The organism is Ramlibacter aquaticus (assembly GCF_015159745.1).
Lineage (GTDB): Bacteria > Pseudomonadota > Gammaproteobacteria > Burkholderiales > Burkholderiaceae_C > Ramlibacter > Ramlibacter aquaticus.
Map to the genome: position 1 here is coordinate 32,251 of NZ_JADDOJ010000009.1, position 17,802 is coordinate 50,052.

A 17,802-nucleotide genomic window follows, 5' to 3' on the forward strand; every position below is an offset into this window, starting at 1 on the left:
TGGGACAGCGAACGGGAGCCTGAGTACTCCTTTCCACGGCCCTGCCGGAGAGGACCTCAAGGACTAGGCTAGCCGGGCCGGCTGGCTGCGTAAAAGTTGCCGCTTGATCTAGGTCGCCCCTGCGGCGTGTTGCTGTAAGGGCTTGGGTGGCGGTTCCGTTTCGATTGCCGCTATAGAGCATGGTGCTTCCAACTTCATGAGGAACTCACCATGCGTAGACCACGTTCAACCTAGACCTTGGGGTGCCTGCTTGTTTAGAAGCCGCCGCTGAAGCCGAAGTAGATGTGGTCACTTCGAACCCGCCTTCAGCTCGCGGACAATGCTTGCGATTTGGAACTTTGCATCGGCGGACCAAGGCGACTTTGATCTAGAAGAGGATCTGTCTGGCCCCAGCCGGGACGGAATTCACTGGGCGACACCAGCAATCCGCGCTGATCACGGGATGTTCCAGAATGGGTCGCGTGCCTTTGGCGTCGCGAGTCCCCTTGTGATTGGCCTACAACCGGTGCACCCAAGCAGCGGCCATTCGAGACAGCGTCGGTCGCAGAGCTGAACGGCCGCTTGGTGCCGGTCAGCGTAAGTACGTCTGCCGGCCACCAGCGTCGGCAATCGCTGCGAAGCAGTCAGTCACGAGGCAAGTAGATCGGGCGTCTGCTTCCGACCTAAAGCGGACACTGTTCGCGGAGCGACTCAGATTTCTTCGCCTTGAGACGCTTCACGTAGCCTTTAGCAGGCCGCGCAGTGCTTTGACCCAGGCGACCGTATGCTATTGAGGTCCGCGTCTAACCCGCGGATATTGATGTAGCGGCTTCTCAGTATCAGAGTCGGACGAAATCTAAGGGATGTGACGAATCGATTCCGCAATGTTGACTTAGGGAAGCTTGCGCATTTGCTCGACCGTCATCAAGTTGATAAGGTTCAGTGCTTCCTCCTGAGCCAGACGCGCTGACCTGGGATATGGCCAAGGCGGTGAGTGTCAGTCCCGCCAGAACGTCGCGGAGATCGTCCGTGTCGCAAATGCAAGCGAGGGCCTTCAGCTCCACTTCTAGCGCGTTCCGTGGATCTCCACATCCACCCGGCGATCGGGCGCCAGACAAGCGATCAGCGCCGGGGTCGGTGCCCTGCCGCGACAATACTGCGCTTCAGTCACTGGATGAGCCTCGCCCTCCCCGCTCACCACGATCTTCTGTGCCGGCACGGCGCCTGTCTGTACCAGATAGTTCCTCACGGCCGCCGCCCGCCGGTATGAGAGCGACGCGTTGTAGCGCGGCGATCCGATTCGGTCCGTGTGGCCAGTCACCTGCACGGTGTCGTATTGGACCTCCTTGAGATCGTTCGCCAGCTTGTCCAGCGATCGCTGGCTAGTCGGCTTCAAGGCCGATTTGTCGAAGTCGAAAAGAGAATCGGCCGATAGGCTGACCCGCGACAGGATCAGGGGTTCCACTGGCACCGTCGGCGGTGGCGGGAGAGTCGCCTGGGGGATCGCCGCAGCAGACAGTGGAATCGGCTTTGGCGACGCGGCAACCGCAGCGACAGGACGCGATGCCGGCGACACACCGAAGTGATAGACCAGCCCGACCGACACCATGTCGACATTGCCGCGGTTGCCCACTGCGTCCTTGATGCGATAGCGCTCACCTTCGAGGCGTACGGCCAGGCGCTCAGTCAGATCGTAGTTCAGGCCAATGCCGTACTTGATGCCGGTCGAACGTTGGCTGGGCGTAGCGCTTGCATAGGGGATGCGTGCAGCACCAGTCGCGCTGAACTGATCGGTGACCCGCGTCGAGGTCACGCCAACGCGCCCGAACGCTGAGAGTTTTTCCATCAGCGGCAGGGTGCCGACAAGGTCGGCATCCCAGCCCTTGACGCGCATCTCGCCGGTCAGAGATCCGGCGGGAGAAGAAGACGCGGTGTAGCCGAACTTCCCCAGGTCAAAGTAGCCGAACTCCAGCCCGAAGTACGGATTGATCTGGTAGCCACCGAACAGCTTGCCCCCGTTGCCGCTGTCCCGATTCTGGATGCCTGTGGTGCCCAGCCCTTCGCCGCCGAGCCCGCTGGTAATGCGTGCATCGTCGATGGTGACGCGTGTTCGACCGAGGCTACCACCGGCATACCAGCCCCCGGAAACCGCAGGCTGTGCGCTTACGGATAGGGGCCCTACGAGTGCGAGTGCAGCCGCGACGAGGACCATCGGTGATTTTGATTTGAACGTCATGAATTTTTCCTTCGTGTCGAGTGCCGAGCTGGATCAGGGAACGTTGATCACGGTGTTGACCATGGTCACGGAGGCATTGAGTGAGAGGATGCGGCCATCGATGGTCGCGAGCGTTGCGTTGCCCGGCGTCGATACGGAGGCCCCCTGCTGGGCGATCAGGGTCCCGACCATGATGCCCCCACCTGCGGCGTTGATGGTCGCGGCACTGCCAACCTGCCAGAACACGTTCTTGGCCTGCGCACCGTTGACCAGGATCACGTTGGCGGGAAAGGCCGCACCGGGGCCACCGACCGTCAGCGTGGACGCCATCTGGAAGACCCATGCCGCATTGGGATCGCCCTGCCCGTCCAGCGTCAGATCACCGCCCTGAATCATGAAGGACCCGGGGGCCGAGGTGTAAGTGCCCGGCGCAAGCGTGAGCCCGGCGAGGTTACCCGTTCCGCCGCCTGCGGCGGGGCCCGGTGGCTTTGCCGCGAGCGCGTTGTAGGCGGCCAGCGCATCGGCACGAGCCTGAAGGGCAGTGGCCGCTGTCGATGCTGTGCCCTCGGTAGGACAGTTGACAGTCGGCGGCGGAGCTGCTGTGAACACGCCAGCCTGAACGCTGCCAATGTTGCTTCCGGTCTCTGTGTAGGTGCAGCCAGGACCTGCGTCATGAAAGCCAGTCACCAAGGTCGAAGCCGCCGTGGTGCCGATGGCGCCGTTGTTGATGACGGTACTGACGCCCTGGTTCGTGATACCTGCGGAGCCACCGAAGGCACCGAAAGGCAGAGCACCACCCAACGCGACGACAGACGACACCGCAGGTGACGCAGGAGTGACACCCGGCGTCGCTGGGGCAAGAGGAGTGTTGAGGGCGGGGTATGCCGAGCCGTCGAAGCCCAGAACGGGATCACGGTCACCACCGCCACAGGCGGCGACCGTGCACAGGAGCAAGGCAGCCGCGAGAGATCGCGCGGCGTGTGAAGAAGAGGGATACATGAAGTCCTTGAGGCAAGAGAACCGGCATCCGCAGAGTTGCGAATGGAGGGGGTGTCCATTGAACGGCACTTGGTCGGCGTTCAGGGCAGAAGGACAGCTTAGGTCAGCGGTTGTGATTCGTCTGTACGCTGGCGCACCGTTGGGGAGATGGATGCCCGTTCACCAGCCAGCTCCCGGAAGGTCACCCCTCGATGAAGAGATCTCATCAAGGCCGCACCGGCACTCACCGCCGGGCGACGCCTGACATCGTTGAGAAATTGCTTCCCGGTTGACCCGGGTTTGACACAGGTCAACTCAACTATCGATGCTGCCTGCAAGCATCCCAGCATCAAGATGTCTTCCGGAGGCTCTTGCGTAGCCTAAGGTTGAATGCGAGGTATGGCGCCTTTTACCTAGCTTCGATAGGCATAAGACCTACACGAGCTGCACCGGCGAAACATAGTCTCTGCATGCGGGCGATCAACCTGCCTGGGGGAGAACGGGATGAAGTCGGATACAAATAGGTTCAGCGAGGCCTCGGCGTACGCGTTAGCAGCAGTCGTCCTGGGCGCGCTGCATGCGCCCCTGCCGGCCCTCGCTGACAGCCTCACGGTCCCGGTGAGCGCAACCATCCTTCCCCACGCAAGCGTGCAAGTGCTGGCCCAGCCGTCCACCGTGGTCCTGACCGCGAAGGATATCGAACGCGGCTATGTCGAACTGCCGTCCCGGCTGCGACTGGCGGTGAAGAACAACACGCCGGGCTACATGCTGGTGTTCGCCGGCGAAGGCGACTTCGTGCGCCAGGTGCGCGTCAGCGGCCTGGGCTCGGACGTTCAGATGGGCGCGGGCGGCGGCGGGGTCACGCTCAGGACCCCGGGCCGCGGCATGAACCAGAGCCTGCTGGACATCGGCTTCCGTCTCGAACTCGCCCAGGGCGTGCAGCAGGGCGTCTACCCCTGGCCGTTCCAGGTGTCCGTCGTTCCGCTCTAGGGCTGGAGCCGGCACACGAAGTCCGGCAGGTCGACGAAGGTCTCCCCGCTCCTGGGGATCACGATCTCGAAGGGGCAGGGCCGCCCCTCCACCATGGCGTTCGCGCGGTAGGTGCCGGGCGCGATGTTCTCCAGGTAGAACTCGCCCTCCCTTCCGGTCTGCAGCTGGACGGACTTTCCACCCGCGAGCAGCGTGAGCGACTGGTACACCAGGGGCACGGTGCCGCTTCCCGCTTCGTACTTCAGGAGACCACTGAAGGCCTGGATCTTCCTCGCCTCGAAATCGATGATCGCACCGCTGCGGGCGGACGGGGACACCGTCCTCGAGGTAGCGGCGATCTCGTAGTCGATGGGCACCGTCTCGGGCGCGATCGAGATCTGGTTGTCGAAATAGGCGTTCAGGTTCGGCACCAGCAGCCGGCCGTGCGCATCGGTCATGCCGATGTCCTGCGCGGCCGCCATCACCTTCACGCCAGGCACTTCGCCGACCCGCACGATCGCGAAGCTGTCGGTCAAGGGACGGCCCAGTGCCGTTTCACCGCCCACGTACGCCACGCTGCCGGCCACAGAAAGCCGCTCGGTCGTGGCGGTCGGGCCCAGCGGAGACCGTGAGGCATCGTACTCCGCGCGCAGAATCACTGCGGGTGCGTTGTACTGGGCCTGGGACAGCAGCGTCGTACTGCTTCCGCTGGCGTCGGCCGAGCGCCCGGCCGTGAGCTGGTAGCCCAGGCCCTCGCCGATCGGCTGGTTCCGCATGAACTGAAGGACTTCGGAATGGCGATCACCGTCCTGGCGGAGGTTGGCATTCGCCGTGTACTGGCGGTCGAAGAAATAGGTCAGGCCAACGAACGCCTCGGTCCGCCGGCTGGTGTCGCGCGTGCGCGTGAGGCTCGCGGTGAGCGACACGCGGCCGGAAACGATGGAACGCGTGTAGGCGATGGACGAGACGCGCTGCGGGGTGAGTGCCAGGAAGGCGACCGAGCCCGAGGGGGCGCTGCTGCGTGCCGGGTCGGTGGCCATCACCGACTGGCTGAGGGTGATGCTGCCGCCTTCCTTCGGCAGGGTATAGCCCAGGCTCGCGTTGCCTTCATACCGGCGGTTGCTCAGCGTAGGCGGCTCGCCCATCACGGCGTAGTTGCCCTGGTCACGCCGCAACGACAAGCCCAGGTTCCAGCGCGCCCCCTGGAAGTTGTAGCCCAGGGAGGTGGCCGAACCCTGCAGGCCCGAAGCTCTGCTGAATGCTGCCGCCAGGTTCGCCACGCCCCAGCGTCCCAGGACCAGCGTCGCCGACGGACCGGCATTCACGAAGCCGGGTGCCCCGTCCGCGCGGACGCCAAGGGTGAGCGCGCGGGTGAAGCCATAGCGGTGGAAAAGTGAAAACGCGGGTTTGCCGTAGCGGTCGCTTTCGAGGCCGTACCGCCGACGGAACGCGCCGAGGTTGTAGCTGTATTCGTGCAAGCCGGCCTGCAACGGGCGGTCGCTGAAGTAGAACGCATAGTCCAGCGTCTGGGTACGGCCGAACGAATCGCGCAGGACCACCTGCACATTGCGCGCGCCGTTGTAGGCCAGGATGTCGGTGAGCTGGAACTGCCCCGGGCTGACGGTTTCGGAGCGGATCTTCTGGCCATCCAGGTAGACCTCGAGCTGGCTGGGCAGCGCCACCTGGCCACTGAGGGTCTGGGTGGGAAACCGCACCAGGTAGGGATTCAGGTCGTACAGCTTGGAGAGGCTCAGGCCGCCCAGGTTCACACCGTTGCCCAACTCGCGCGAAGGGGTGAAGAAGTCGCCCACCACCCACCGGCGAAGGGTGTCGCGTTCGTCCCGCGTCGCGCTCGACATCAGGCGCACGAACCTGTGCCCACCGTCCGGCGACTGGGTCGTCGCGCCGTTACTGACGAACAGGTCGTCGCCCTGCCGCCAGCCGCCTTCCAGGGTGCCCGTCCAGAGCGCCCGCTGAAGTGCGGTGCCGGATTGGGTGTCGAGCGCGTAATTGAGAAATCCGCTGTTCTCGTGCGGCACAAAGCCGCGGCCGGGCCCCGTCGGCGAGCCCAGCGCGCGCACCGGCAGCAGGCGGGGGTCCGCGGTGATGGCGAGCGTCAGCGCGCGGGCGTCGAAGCTGTAGCGAACGCCCTGGATCGACCGCAGCGATACGTAGCGGTCGCCGTTCAGCACGGCGGTGGCGGCGGCGGCCGGCTGGATCCCCAGGGCCTTGAAGTCGTCTTCGCGCACCATAAAATCACCACCCGCGGTCCGGCTGACAAAGCGGTCTCCCTTGTCTTCGCTGTTCACCGTTACGCGCAGCACCATCTCCTCGGGCTGTACCGAGGCCACCGGCGGGCCAGCGGGCGCATCCTGCGCCAGCGCCCCCGGGGGGAGCGTCGCACCCACCGCCAGCGCGACCGCGGCGACAGGACGGAGGGACGAGAGCCAGCGCTTAGGGGCAGTCCGCACGGCTGACATCCAGCTTGCGGACGCGGCTGAGCCTGTCGGTCTTCAGCGTCACCTCGATCGACGCCAGAGCGCGGCAGGTCGCGGCATCCAGTGTCGTGCTGAACGCCTTGGTGGTACCGGCGAGCAGGTAGCGATCGGCCAAGGTCATCGCATAAAGCTCCTTGCCGTCGGCTCCCAGGCCACGGAGATGGATGCCCTCGATGACCTGGTGCCTGTTGCCCGTGTTGTGGGCCGACAGCTTCAGCACGCCCTTGTCCAGGGACGCGACCTGCAGTTCGGCGTCATCCGTCGCCTGCACGGGCGTCACGAAGATCGGCGCTCCGAATCGCAGCAGCAGACTCACCTGCGCGCCGGGGCCTGTGGCTTGCGAGAGAGCGTTCGGCTTCGGCATTTCCTGGATGAAGAGCCGATAGGTTTTTTCGGCTTGCACCACCGGCTTGCGGGCACCGACCCGGATGACGGACTCCTGCCCCGGCTCCACGCTCAGGATCTTGGGAAAGAAGATCAGGTCGTTCGAAGAGGTGTAGCGGTCGGCGCCCTGCGCGTCCTGGGTCCACTCCATGGCGTCCACCTGAAAGCCGATGCTCTCCTGGCTGTCGTTGCGCACGACCAGCGCGCCACTGCGCAGCGTGGCGTTGAGTTCCAGGCGCACGGGCGCCACCGAGAATTCGGACGCCCGAACCGGCGAACTGATCAAGGCCGACACGGTCAGGCCAGCGGCAAGCCAGCCTCGCCATCCTTTCATCCTCATTTCCATCCGACGCAATCTTGAGATGAGCTCAGCGGGACGTCACGGGCTGACCGTGATCATGACGGTGTCGCTGTAATTGCCGGCGGACGCGTTCTGGTAGCTGCCGCCCAGCACGCTCCCGTTGATGATGAGCGTGATCCACTTGTTGTTGCCGGGGGCGGGTTGGCTCGCGGGCAACGTGATGCTGTAAGGAATGAAGTCGGTCCCGTTCGTCATCTGGCGGGAGCCGTTGAAGTTCAATCCGTTGTCCGCACTGAACATCATGGTGACGCCCCTGCAACTGCCGACCTGGTCGGCATGCAGCGTGGCGGCTGCGGCCGGCGCCGTGACCGTGGTGTTGCTGGAAGGATCCAGGGTACCGAAGCTCAGGGCCAGCCCCTTGGCCTCGAACGTGCAGGTCCCGTTCAGCGCGTAGGCCGGTGGCGCGACCAGGCACGCAATCGCCAGGAGCGAGACCGCCGCGGCACGCGCCCCGGGAGTGAGGAGACCCCCGCGCCGTGACGCGCGCAGCAGTAAACCGGCCCCGTCCGGGACAACCATGCGACACATGGGCTCGATCCTGGCGGCAGGATCAGGGCGTGACGGTCAGCGTGACGGTGTCCGCGTACGGGCCAACCGTCTTGTTCTGGTAGTCGGTGGGGGTGATGGTGCCCCCCAGGACCAGGGTCAGGTCCTGGCCCGCGCCAAAGCCCTTGCCCGTGCCCGTGCCACCCGAGGTGAACGCCAGGGTGTATGCCATGGTGTCCGTGGACGCGGTCCCGCTGCCCTGGAGGGTCCGCGCACCGGTGACGGCGTTGGACACGCTCGCGGACGTGCCGGTGGTGCAGCGGTACAGCACGCTGGCCGACGCCGTTGCATTGGCGGTGCCCGAGGGGTCGATGGCCCCGAACGCCAGCACGGGCGTCTGGCCGCTGTTGAACTTGCACACGCCCGTGATGGACGCGGTCACGCTGAGCGACTGCGTATCGGCCAGGGCAGCGCCTGCAGCACAGGCCAGGACCAGGGCCAAGGCGAGTTTTTGGATCGGGAAGGTTGTCATGGAACTACTCATCATCAAGTTGGCGCACATCCGTCAAGGGAGCGCGAGGGTTGAAGAAAACTCAGGGGGTGACAGTCAAGGTGACGTTGTCGGCATAGGGCCCGACCGTCTTGTTCTGGTAATTCGCGGGGGTGATGGTGCCGGCCAGCACCAGGGCGAGGTCCTGGCCGGAACCGAAACCGGTACCGGTGCCGGCATTGCCGGACGTGAACGACAGGGTGTAGCTCATCGAATCGCCGGCCGCGGTGCCGCTTCCGGTCAGGGTCCGGGTGCCAGTGACCGCGGATGACACGGACGCCACTGTCCCCTTGGTGCAGCGGTACAGGACGGTGGTCGACGCGATGGCGTTGGTGGTGCCCGACGGGTCGATAGCCCCAAAGGCAAGCACGGGCGTCTGCCCACTGTTGAATTTGCAGATGGCTGAAACCGATGCGTTGACGCTCATCGATTGCGTGTCCGCTGAGGCGATCCCACAAGCCATGGCTATCCAGGCAACGGCCGAAAGCTGGGAAATACGGAGGTCGACCATCTGGAAAACTGCGTCTTTAGGTGGAAATCGACGGGACCGGCAAAAGGCACGAGGCTTAAGAAAACGCCTTACGATTGCTGAAGGAAACGTCCTGTGATTGCGTCTAAATGTGACATTTTAATCATGATTTGTTTCGCCAGCGAGTCAGTGGCCTGACATCTGCATGGAGCCAGCCATGCAGGACTTCCAACGTATCGAGATCCGAAGCCGGGGCGAGCTGCGGGAATGGCTACAGAAGCATCACCAACGCCGCGAGAGCATCTGGCTGGTCAGCTTCAAGAAGGCGGCGAGGCCAGAACTCCACGTACCCTACGAGGACATCGTCGAGGAGGCCCTGTGTTTCGGTTGGGTCGACAGCCAGCCGCGGAGCCTGGACGCCGAGCGGTCCATGCGCTTGCTGTCGCCCCGGCGCGCTGGAAGCGCGTGGTCGGCGCTGAACAAGCGGCGCGTCGAGGCTCTCATCGCCAGCGGCCGGATGCAGCCTGCGGGCCTGGCCAAGGTGATGGCTGCCCGCGCAGACGGCAGTTGGACCCGCATCGATGGCGTGGAGGCAGGCGCCATCCCCCAGGACCTCGGGAATGCGCTGGAGCGGGTGCCTGCCGCTCAGGCGAACTTCCAGGCCTTTCCTGCGTCGACCCGCAGGGCGATCCTCGAGTGGATTGGCAACGCCAGGCAAGCGGCCACCCGTGAGCGGCGGATCGTCGAGACTGTGGAAAAGGCCAAGGACAACTTGCGCGCCAACCAGTACAGGCAGCCGAAGGGCCGCGGCGGCGCCCGTTGAGCGAGGGCCAAGTTCGCCCGCGCGCCTGGGGTGGGTTCGCTGCGGTGGTGCTCAAGGTACAGCGCAAGCACCGGGGTGAGCGTCAAGGCCGGGAGCGCCCCCCGCGACTGCGTAGCCACCCAGGCGATCAGCACCAGCAGCGCGGCCTGAAACGGCAGCCGCGCGACCAGCAGCGCGTGCGGCAGGGCCGGAAAGTCCTGCGCTTGCTGAAGCATGTACACGTTCGCGGGCGTCACCGCGACGGTGAGCGCGAACAGGCTCCAGGCCGCCCAGGCGCGGGTGGCGCGCAGCAGCAGGCCGGCTGCGCCCAGCAGTTCGAACGCACCGCTCACCAGCACCGCCGTCCGCGGCCAAGGCATCCAGGGCGGGACGATGGGACAGCGACGTCCCGCCGTTAAGCCTGGCGGAGGTACAGCTCATCCTGGCCTGCGCACGGGAGGACTACCGGGCGTACTTCACCGTGCGCTTCTTCACCGGCATGCGGACGGGAGAGGTCCATGGCCTGAAGTGGAAATACATCGGCTTCGAGCGGCGCCTGACCCTGGTTCGCGAATCCATCGTTCCGGGAGACGAGGACGAACTCAAGTCCGAAGACAGCCAGCGCGACATCCAGATGACCCAGGTGGTCTACGAGGCGCTTCGCTTGCAGGCCAAGAGCACCCGCAAGATTTCCGACTACGTGTTCTGCAACCTGGCAGGGAGACGCGCACCAGTTCTGGGCTGTGGTGTTGATTTCCATGGAATCCTGACCCGGCATTTCCATCGAAAATTGACCCACCCTCTTTGCGAGCCTGGTGGCTCACGTTGTGGATAAGTTCTTGGTCCTCTCCTTCTTTTTAGGTTGATCTGTCTGAACGGACTGAGCTGAGCTGTGCTTGAAGCGGAAGCTGTCGTTTCCGGTTTCCAGGATGTGACAGTGGTGCGTGAGTCGGTCTAATAGCGCCGTCGTCATCTTCGCATCCCCGAACACACTTGCCCACTCGCTGAAGCTGAGGTTCGTGGTGATCACGACACTTGTGCGCTCGTACAGCTTGGACAATAGATGGAATAAGAGCGCCCCGCCCGAGACGCTGAAGGGCAAGTAGCCCAGCTCGTCCAGGACCACCATGTCGGCGTACATCAGCCGATGGGCAATTTGCCCGGGGTTGCCGCTGGCCTTCTCCTGCTCCAGGGCGTTAACCAGTTCGACGGTGGAGAAGAATCTCACGCGTCGGTGATGGTGCTCGATGGCTTGCACGCCCAGCGCCGTGGCGATGTGGGTCTTGCCCGTGCCCGGCCCGCCCACGAGCACCACGTTCTGTGCATCCTCGAGGAAGTCGCAGCGGTGCAACTGCCGCACCAAGGCTTCGTTGACCTCGCTGTGTGCGAAGTCAAAGCCAGCGAGGTCCCGGTAGGCCGGAAAGCGTGCCAGCTTGAGCTGGTAGGCCACGGAGCGCACTTCGCGCTCGGCGGTCTCGGCCTTGAGCAGTTGAGAGAGCATCGGCTGGACCGCCTCGAAGGCGGGTGAGCCTTGCTCGGCGAGTTCTGCCACGGCGTGGGCCATGCCGTGCATCTTGAGTTCGCGAAGCATGATCACGATGGCCGCGCTGGCTGGGTCATGACGCATGGCGCACCTCCTGCAGGCTGGGCGAGCCCTGCGCGCTCGCACGCCCGCGCAGGGCGTCGTAGCGCAGCACATTGGCCTGGGGCTCGTTCACGAGGCGCAGCGCTTGCGGCGCCGTGACCGCAGTGGGGGCCACCGGCTTGCCGTCCAGCAATCGATGCAGCACGTTGAGCACATGGGTCTTGCTGGCCACGCCTGCCTCCAGCGCCAACTCGACTGCCGTCAGCACCGCCTGTTCGTCGTGGTGCAGCACGAGCGATAGGATCTCCACCATCTCCCTGTCGCCTCCTGGCTGCTTGAGCAGCACTCCCTGTAATTGGCGAAAGGCCTTTGGCAGCTCGCTGAATGGCGCCCCGTTCCTGAGCGCGCCTGGCTTGCGCTGCAGCACCGCCAGGTAGTGGCGCCAGTCGTATACGGTGTGACCCGCCGTGTTGTGGCTGCGCTCGATGATGCGGTTGTGCTCGCACACGATCTGCCCCTCGGCGGCCACGACCAGGCGGTCGGCGTACACCCTCAGACTCACGGGGCGATTCGCGTAGGAGGCCGGCACGCTGTAGCGGTTGCGCTCGAAGTGCACCAGGCAGGTGGGCGAGACGCGCTTGGTGTGCTCCACGAATCCGTCGAAGGGCCTGGGCACTTGCATGAGCATGGGGCGCTCGTGCGCCCAGGCCGCGGCAATGGTGCCAGGCAACTTGCCGTGGGCGATCTCGTTCCACAGCGCCAGGCAGCGATCCTGCAGCCACGCGTTGAGCTGACCCAGCGTCGCGAATGCCGGCACCGGCTGCCACAGGCGGTGGCGCGCATCACGCACATTCTTTTCCACCTGGCCCTTCTCCCAACCCGAGGCGGGGTTGCAGAACTCGGCGCTGAATAAGTAGTGGCTGACCATGGCGCTGAAGCGCGCGTTGACGTCGCGCTCCTTGCCGCGGCGCACCTTGTCCACCGCCGTCTTCATGTTGTCGTAGATCCCGCGTCCGGGCACACCGCCAAACACCTCGAATGCGCGGTTGTGCGCATCGAACAGCATCTCGTGCGTCTGCAGCGGGTAGGCCCGCACCCAAAACGCACGGCTGTAGCTGAGCTTGAAGTGCGCCACCTGCAGCTTGATGCGCTCGCCAGCGATGACCGCCCAGTCCTCGCTCCAGTCGAACTGGAACGCCTCCCCGGGACCAAATGCCAGGGGCACGAACGTGCCACGGCCCGTGGTCTGCTGAATCTCATGCCGGCGGGCCTGCCAGGCCCGCGCGTATGCCGCCACGCGGTTGTAAGACCCGGCATAGCCCAGCGCCACCAGATCGGTGTGCATCTGCTTGAGGGTGCGCCGCTGTTTGCGGGACCGTGATGCCTCGCTCTTGAGCCAGGCCGAGAGTTTCTCGGCGTAGGGGTCGAGCTTGCTGGGGCTCACGCGCTTGGCGTAGCGCGGCTCGGCCGCGTCCGCTCTCAGGTACTTCTTAATGGTGTTGCGAGACAGGCCCGTGCGCCGGGCTATCTCGCGGATGGACAGTTGCTCGCGCAAGGCCCAACGCCTGATGACACTCAGTGTCGCCACGTCAATCACTCCTAGTGCTCCTGCCACCAAAAGCAGCAGGTTAGGGTTATTACGTGGGTCAGATTTCGATGGAAATTACCGGGCCAAGTGGGTCACTTCTGGATGGAAATCAACACTTTTGCCGATACCCGCAGTGCTCATGGAGTACCTTGAAGTTCACACGAACCTTCAGCAGTCTAAGACATTGGGCGAACTGTTGCGGATTCCATCGGTAGCTGCGGAGTTCAAGATCTGGATGTCCCAATACGATGCCCTCCTCAAAAAATTGGGTGACGTCACCTATAAAGCATGGGCATCCCGATACTGCTATTCGCTTCCGGGTCTCGTTCTTGAACTGACTAAGAGCGACGTCGTAGCGAGCATCCTCACCAACGACTTTGCCCTTTGTCCTGCGGCGACGCTGCACTACACGTGGATACACGCCGAAAAAATAAAGAACACGGCAGAAGCGTTGTACCGCGAACTGGGGTGGGGGCCGCCTGTGGGCCTGCCCTACGATTACGTAGGGGCCGGAGCACCCGGCATTCCTGGTCCGAGCCGATTCGCCGCAGGATGGACCCAGCTCACATCTGAGGTCGAACACTGGGCGGAGAAACTTCAGAATGCTGAAAGACCAGAGGAGGTGGCACTTGCCTGGAACCAACTGTGCGAGCGAAATGCGCTGCTTCTCTGCACACTGATTGCTCACCGCTGCCAGCGGCTGGAGAGGTTGACATTTGGCGCCTTGTCCGCGCACCCTGACTTTGTCTATGTTGACGACAAGAGCACGCTGGAAGGATCAGCACGACTTGTCCCTCTCACGACTCTGAGCAGGCACCAAATTGAATGGCACCTTGCATGTTGTCGAATATTCGCAGAGAAGGCAGCGACCTTCGAAGGAAAAAACTCCACCTTCAAAACCTACTTGAGTGACGGTCTACCTGCAGAAAGGAGCGCATTCTGGAACGTCAGGTGGCACGCAAGCGAAGAAAGGTTCCGACGTTCTTCACTGCGCAAGGGCAGCTTGGATGATCTGGCCTCAACAGCTTGGGATGAGCACTCAAACGTGGGACGCAAGTTTTGGGTGACAACCTTTATCGAGACGGGCGCAGACCGCTTTTTGTTGCGCATGTTGACCGGCCACAACCGCCAAGGACATGAACACCAAGAGCGTCTACAAACCCAAATTCCTGCCGCCGCACTCCACGCGCTGAGAGCGATTCTTGAGGCTCAGACCCACGCCCTTCAATTGAAGCCAGCGGACCTCAAGAAACTTCCCCCGTGCTTGGCCCATCAGCCCTTTCCACTACCTCGCGTCGTTTGGAGCCAACGCGAGGTGATACCTCAAGGTATCGCTGCGCCTGCAGACTTGTCACCGCGCTTTTTGACGGGCCTTTCTCTCACCGACAGTGTTCGAGGCAAATTGCTCTCAGGGAGTGGTCCAGATAATGTTTGCGCCCGTTTGGTCCTTGTTCTTCTAGTGAACGAGGGCATCACGAACCCGCAGGTCCTACGGAATTCGCTTCGCCCCGAAAAGAATGCCTTCAGAGAGGGGGCGGAGACGAATATCCTCCATGTGACACTCGGGAAAAACAAAATCGCGATACCGCTCCAACCCTTGACTCAGATTGCGATCAAGCACTGGGAGAAGCTGAAGGAAGAAGAGCAGCGTCCGTTTAGGGACGTTGCCGAGGTGATCTCTGAATGGATCAAAGCTGAGTTTCCGGGATTTTCCTGGCCGAAGGACGCTGAGTGCTTCAGGCTGCTTTGCCGCTCGGTGGACTGTTGGCTTGCCCACAATCTGCCCCCGGCGCTGAACACGATGGCCGGACGTTCGCACGAAGTCGCCGCGCTGCATAAGGAATCCCTACTGCGACTCATCGGTTCGGATCCTCTTACCCAGGCGTGCGAATTTACTTTTGCGTATCCGTCACCACCGCCTCAGCCCAAGTACTCAAGCCTTTCCGACGTCACAAAAGCGGTGCATGCCTGCGGCGACAAGAAGAAAGCCCTCGGGGGTGAAATCACGAGGGCCAGGGCGCTTTTAAAGCAACTCAAGGAACTGACTCCTTCGAGTCCGGGATCACCAGCGGCTGCAGTGGCAGCATGGGCGACACGGGAGGCAGAAAAAGCGATTGAGCGTCAGGGTTTCATAGAGATGAGCTCACTGAGCACTTACCTCAGCAACCTGAACAAGGCATTGACGTCAATTTCCGCAGATGAAGACTTGCGTTACTGGGACGACAACTGCTGGAGCGCCTTTGAGGCTCCTCTGCACGATACCACTGGGCTTGAGAAACCTGAACAAACCTTGCTCGAAAGGAGAACGGCTTTACAACGCTTCGCGCGAGCATTATCAGAATGCCCAGAGTATTCCGTCCCACATAAGCTGCTGGGAGGGCAGCGACGCGACAAGACTCCATCGCTGACCTCAGCAGCCGCCGTCTGGGTCGACCCACGCGACTATGAGCTTGCCCGCGAACTACTGAAAGTATGGCTTGACGGGCGAGGCGCCTTGCTCGCGCGGTGCCTGACGTTCCTGACCTGCTTGGAGGAACACCCGCTGCGCCGGGGCGAACTGTCCACTCTGTCAATTCACTGTCTCACCGCAGGGCGGGACGTTCTGGTGATCTCCCCCACTGGCTTCAACAACCTCAAAACCGTTTCAGCGAAGCGAATTCTCCCTGCGGGCGAATCACTTGCCAGCAGTGTCCTTGCGACAAGTCGCCTTACTGAGGGGATCGCCCCCAACGCAAAGCACCTGTTTCTTGAGCACAACGACGAGGCAGGTTCGTCGGAACCCGTTGCAACGTTCGTGCTGATGGTCCTGTCAACCGTCATTGGCGACGCTCGGCTTGTACTGCACTCAACGCGGGGATCTGCAGTATCGAGACGCTTGTTCCCAGGATGGAACTTAGCCTTCACGAAGTTCATGCAGGGCGAAATCGACGCCCAGCAACTAACCCCTGTGTTTCAGTATGACGCCGAACGATGGCTGCATGCGGCGTCGGCGGCAGCGTATGCAGGTCATTCGAGTCGCAGGCCAATTGAGGACGCTTACTTCTCTAGCTGGACCGCAGTGAGGTTGCTTGCATTGGGCTCAGCGCTGAGAACTTCTGCTCCTAGGGGATGGATCCTGGCGGCACTTGATGTGACGCCCGAAGCCCTGCGACAGGCGAAGTCCAGAGCCGGCAAAGCAAAGGAGGAGTTTTCTGAGTGGCTGTGGGTGCACCAAAGATTTCTGAAGGCACACATCCCTCCGTATCCGACGCCGCAAAAGGAGTACCCAGCACTGACTGAACAGCCAAAGGTGCTGCGTCATGCAGCGTCGGTCGAGGCACGTATTCGGTACGTTTGTAGGCGGTATTACCAAATGGACCAGGAACTGGCCGCCGCAATCGAAAAGCTGACTTCGGTTGAAGCGCATGGGCTCGAACCTGCTGTTGCCGCAATTGCAGCTCAAGCACTTTCCCGCAGGGTAAAGGCAACTCACGGGGAGCGCGGTCGGCAAGCGGACCTGCAGTATCTCGTATCTGGTGTTAGCGAGCTGTGGATCGGGATGCTCAGACAGATGGATACCCAACTTTTGTTCGCGTTCAAGTCTCTTTTGATTCGCGAAGACCTTCGGATTCGCGACGTTGACGAGGTCGCCAGCCTGATCCTGAAGGTCAATCGTCTTCTGCCGCCGGGGCTGAGCCTGCTGGTGACCTTCGGGGCACGACATTACAAGCCAGACCTGCAAGTTCGACTCAATGCTGCAGGAGTGCGTGTAAGCGCTCCGGCGAGGGACTTGGGGTCGCAGCCGGAAGTTTCCGTGATTCGTGCCGCCCGAAGCACTGACGTTGATCGAGCACGCCTCACGGCACTGGCGCGCGTTCTTACTTCAAGCTTTCTTGCGATTCAGGAGCTCAAGAAATGACAAAGTCCAGGATCATGACCCATGAAGAGGCGAGTGCAGCCGCGCGTAAGGGGGATGGCATTCCCGTGGCTGTCCTCTCGATACACGACAGTGTTCTGCGAGAGGTCGAGTCGCGGTACCTGACCGAGAAATATGCGACCGTGGAAGATGTGCGCAAGGCTCTCCATCAAGTCGTGGTCAGTCGTGGGAGCTTAGCGGATCCACGCAGTCCAGCGAGCTGGGTCGCAGTGCTGCCCGTCGAAGATGTCCGAAGGTTGATTATTCAAGCTGTCGTGGTCGCACATCCGAGAGCCCAGCAGTCTCTCCCGGACAAACTAATCAAAGCTGAAGGGAAGCTGCAGCAGGACAGGATTGCAGCAGCCTCGAAAGTTGCGTTCGAGGTCCAGAAGGCATGTGAGGCCGGTGCAACGTTGGAGGCCGTTCGAGACATCATCGCGAAAGCACCAGATCCAGCATCTGCCGAGAAGTACTTGAAGAGCCTTCGTCCCGGCGCGCCCGCAGTTCTCCTGGACAGCGGCGCACTCCCTGACACTTCTGGAAAGCGCTTACCAACCACGCTCCCCTCATCGCAACCTCACACCTTGGAGGTTCTGGTGAACTCCGTGAACAGAATTGACGGAAGTGCGGATGTCACTGTACAGCGCGTCGTCAACGGGTCCGACATTTTTCGTGAAGGTCGAACGTACCTCGTGAAGTGCCCCAGTGAATCCTTTGTGAGAGCACTGCTGGCCGCGCAACTGATCGATAAGGAGATCACGATTCGAGTTCGTGGCAGCCTTCCGATCGTGGCCGATCGAGGGCAGCCGGACGTGCAGTTGCAGCACATTGAAGAGGGGGCAGAATGGGTTAAGCGGGCGATTACTCAGCTTGGGCAACTTCAACTCGAGCTGGTCTGACCTCTGATTCGGCATTGCCACGGCTGCATTGACGGTACTAGAGCTCCGACCACCAGCGACCGGCTCCAGATTCCCATGTTCCTGGCATGCGGCACGTAATTCAACGACTACGCATTGGACACTCGTCACGATCAGATCGCTGCA

Annotated in this window: 14 protein-coding genes; 5 read left to right on the forward strand and 9 right to left on the reverse strand. The window is 62.5% G+C overall.

The annotated features are described in order from the left end of the window. Positions 1 to 1,045: 1,045 nt before the first annotated feature. Both IM725_RS03770 and IM725_RS03775 read right to left on the reverse strand, forming a co-directional pair. The gene (locus IM725_RS03770; RefSeq protein ID WP_193779241.1) at positions 1,046 to 2,215 is read right to left on the reverse strand and encodes an OmpA family protein; all 1,170 of its coding nucleotides are present in this window, start codon (positions 2,213 to 2,215) and stop codon (positions 1,046 to 1,048) included. 33 nt (positions 2,216 to 2,248) lie between these two features. Then, positions 2,249 to 3,193 (reverse strand): ice-binding family protein, encoded by a 945-nt coding sequence (locus tag IM725_RS03775; protein WP_193779242.1) that lies wholly within the window; start codon positions 3,191 to 3,193, stop codon positions 2,249 to 2,251. Between the two features lie 483 nt (positions 3,194 to 3,676). Here IM725_RS03775 and IM725_RS03780 point away from each other — a divergent pair, with 483 nt between their 5' ends. Beyond that, positions 3,677 to 4,162, forward strand: coding sequence for a hypothetical protein (locus IM725_RS03780; RefSeq protein WP_193779243.1), 486 nt, complete (start codon positions 3,677 to 3,679; stop codon positions 4,160 to 4,162). Here IM725_RS03780 and IM725_RS03785 read toward each other — a convergent pair. From IM725_RS03785 to IM725_RS03805, 5 genes are all read right to left on the reverse strand, one after another. Next, the gene (locus tag IM725_RS03785) at positions 4,159 to 6,492 is read right to left on the reverse strand and encodes a fimbria/pilus outer membrane usher protein (protein WP_193779244.1); all 2,334 of its coding nucleotides are present in this window, start codon (positions 6,490 to 6,492) and stop codon (positions 4,159 to 4,161) included. The two genes, IM725_RS03780 and IM725_RS03785, sit on opposite strands and share 4 nt — an antisense overlap. A 103-nt stretch (positions 6,493 to 6,595) precedes the next feature. After that, positions 6,596 to 7,357: a fimbrial biogenesis chaperone gene (locus IM725_RS03790; RefSeq protein WP_193779245.1), complete on the reverse strand. Its 762-nt coding sequence runs from the start codon at positions 7,355 to 7,357 to the stop codon at positions 6,596 to 6,598. Positions 7,358 to 7,402: 45 nt separating this feature from the next. Further along, on the reverse strand, positions 7,403 to 7,903 hold the full coding sequence (locus tag IM725_RS03795) for a spore coat protein U domain-containing protein (protein WP_193779246.1): 501 nt from the start codon (positions 7,901 to 7,903) through the stop codon (positions 7,403 to 7,405). A gap of 31 nt (positions 7,904 to 7,934) precedes the next feature. Then, positions 7,935 to 8,402 (reverse strand): spore coat protein U domain-containing protein, encoded by a 468-nt coding sequence (locus IM725_RS03800; RefSeq protein WP_193779247.1) that lies wholly within the window; start codon positions 8,400 to 8,402, stop codon positions 7,935 to 7,937. Between the two features lie 61 nt (positions 8,403 to 8,463). Next, positions 8,464 to 8,931, reverse strand: a complete 468-nt coding sequence (locus tag IM725_RS03805; RefSeq protein ID WP_193779248.1) for a spore coat protein U domain-containing protein — start codon at positions 8,929 to 8,931, stop codon at positions 8,464 to 8,466. A 175-nt stretch (positions 8,932 to 9,106) separates the two neighbouring features. On the opposite strand from IM725_RS03805, the gene IM725_RS03810 reads away from it, so the two are divergent. Both IM725_RS03810 and IM725_RS03815 read left to right on the forward strand, forming a co-directional pair. Further along, complete coding sequence (locus IM725_RS03810; RefSeq protein WP_193779249.1) at positions 9,107 to 9,712, forward strand: YdeI/OmpD-associated family protein; 606 nt, start codon at positions 9,107 to 9,109, stop codon at positions 9,710 to 9,712. A gap of 418 nt (positions 9,713 to 10,130) precedes the next feature. After that, positions 10,131 to 10,526 carry a tyrosine-type recombinase/integrase gene (locus IM725_RS03815; protein ID WP_407692499.1) on the forward strand — a complete coding sequence of 132 codons (396 nt, stop codon included), beginning with the start codon at positions 10,131 to 10,133 and terminating at the stop codon, positions 10,524 to 10,526. Here the strand turns inward: IM725_RS03815 and istB are convergent. After that, positions 10,512 to 11,318, reverse strand: coding sequence for an IS21-like element helper ATPase IstB (istB, locus tag IM725_RS03820; protein WP_193779250.1), 807 nt, complete (start codon positions 11,316 to 11,318; stop codon positions 10,512 to 10,514). The two genes, IM725_RS03815 and istB, sit on opposite strands and share 15 nt — an antisense overlap. After that, the gene (istA, locus tag IM725_RS03825; protein ID WP_193779251.1) at positions 11,308 to 12,873 is read right to left on the reverse strand and encodes an IS21 family transposase; all 1,566 of its coding nucleotides are present in this window, start codon (positions 12,871 to 12,873) and stop codon (positions 11,308 to 11,310) included. Before istA ends, istB begins: the two co-directional genes overlap by 11 nt. Before the next feature lie 130 nt (positions 12,874 to 13,003). Between istA and IM725_RS03830 the strand changes: the two genes are divergently transcribed. Both IM725_RS03830 and IM725_RS03835 read left to right on the forward strand, forming a co-directional pair. After that, entirely contained in the window at positions 13,004 to 16,762 is a 3,759-nt protein-coding gene (locus tag IM725_RS03830; protein WP_193779252.1) for a hypothetical protein, read from the forward strand. A gap of 14 nt (positions 16,763 to 16,776) precedes the next feature. Next, positions 16,777 to 17,658: a hypothetical protein gene (locus tag IM725_RS03835; protein WP_193779253.1), complete on the forward strand. Its 882-nt coding sequence runs from the start codon at positions 16,777 to 16,779 to the stop codon at positions 17,656 to 17,658. Positions 17,659 to 17,802: the final 144 nt, after the last annotated feature.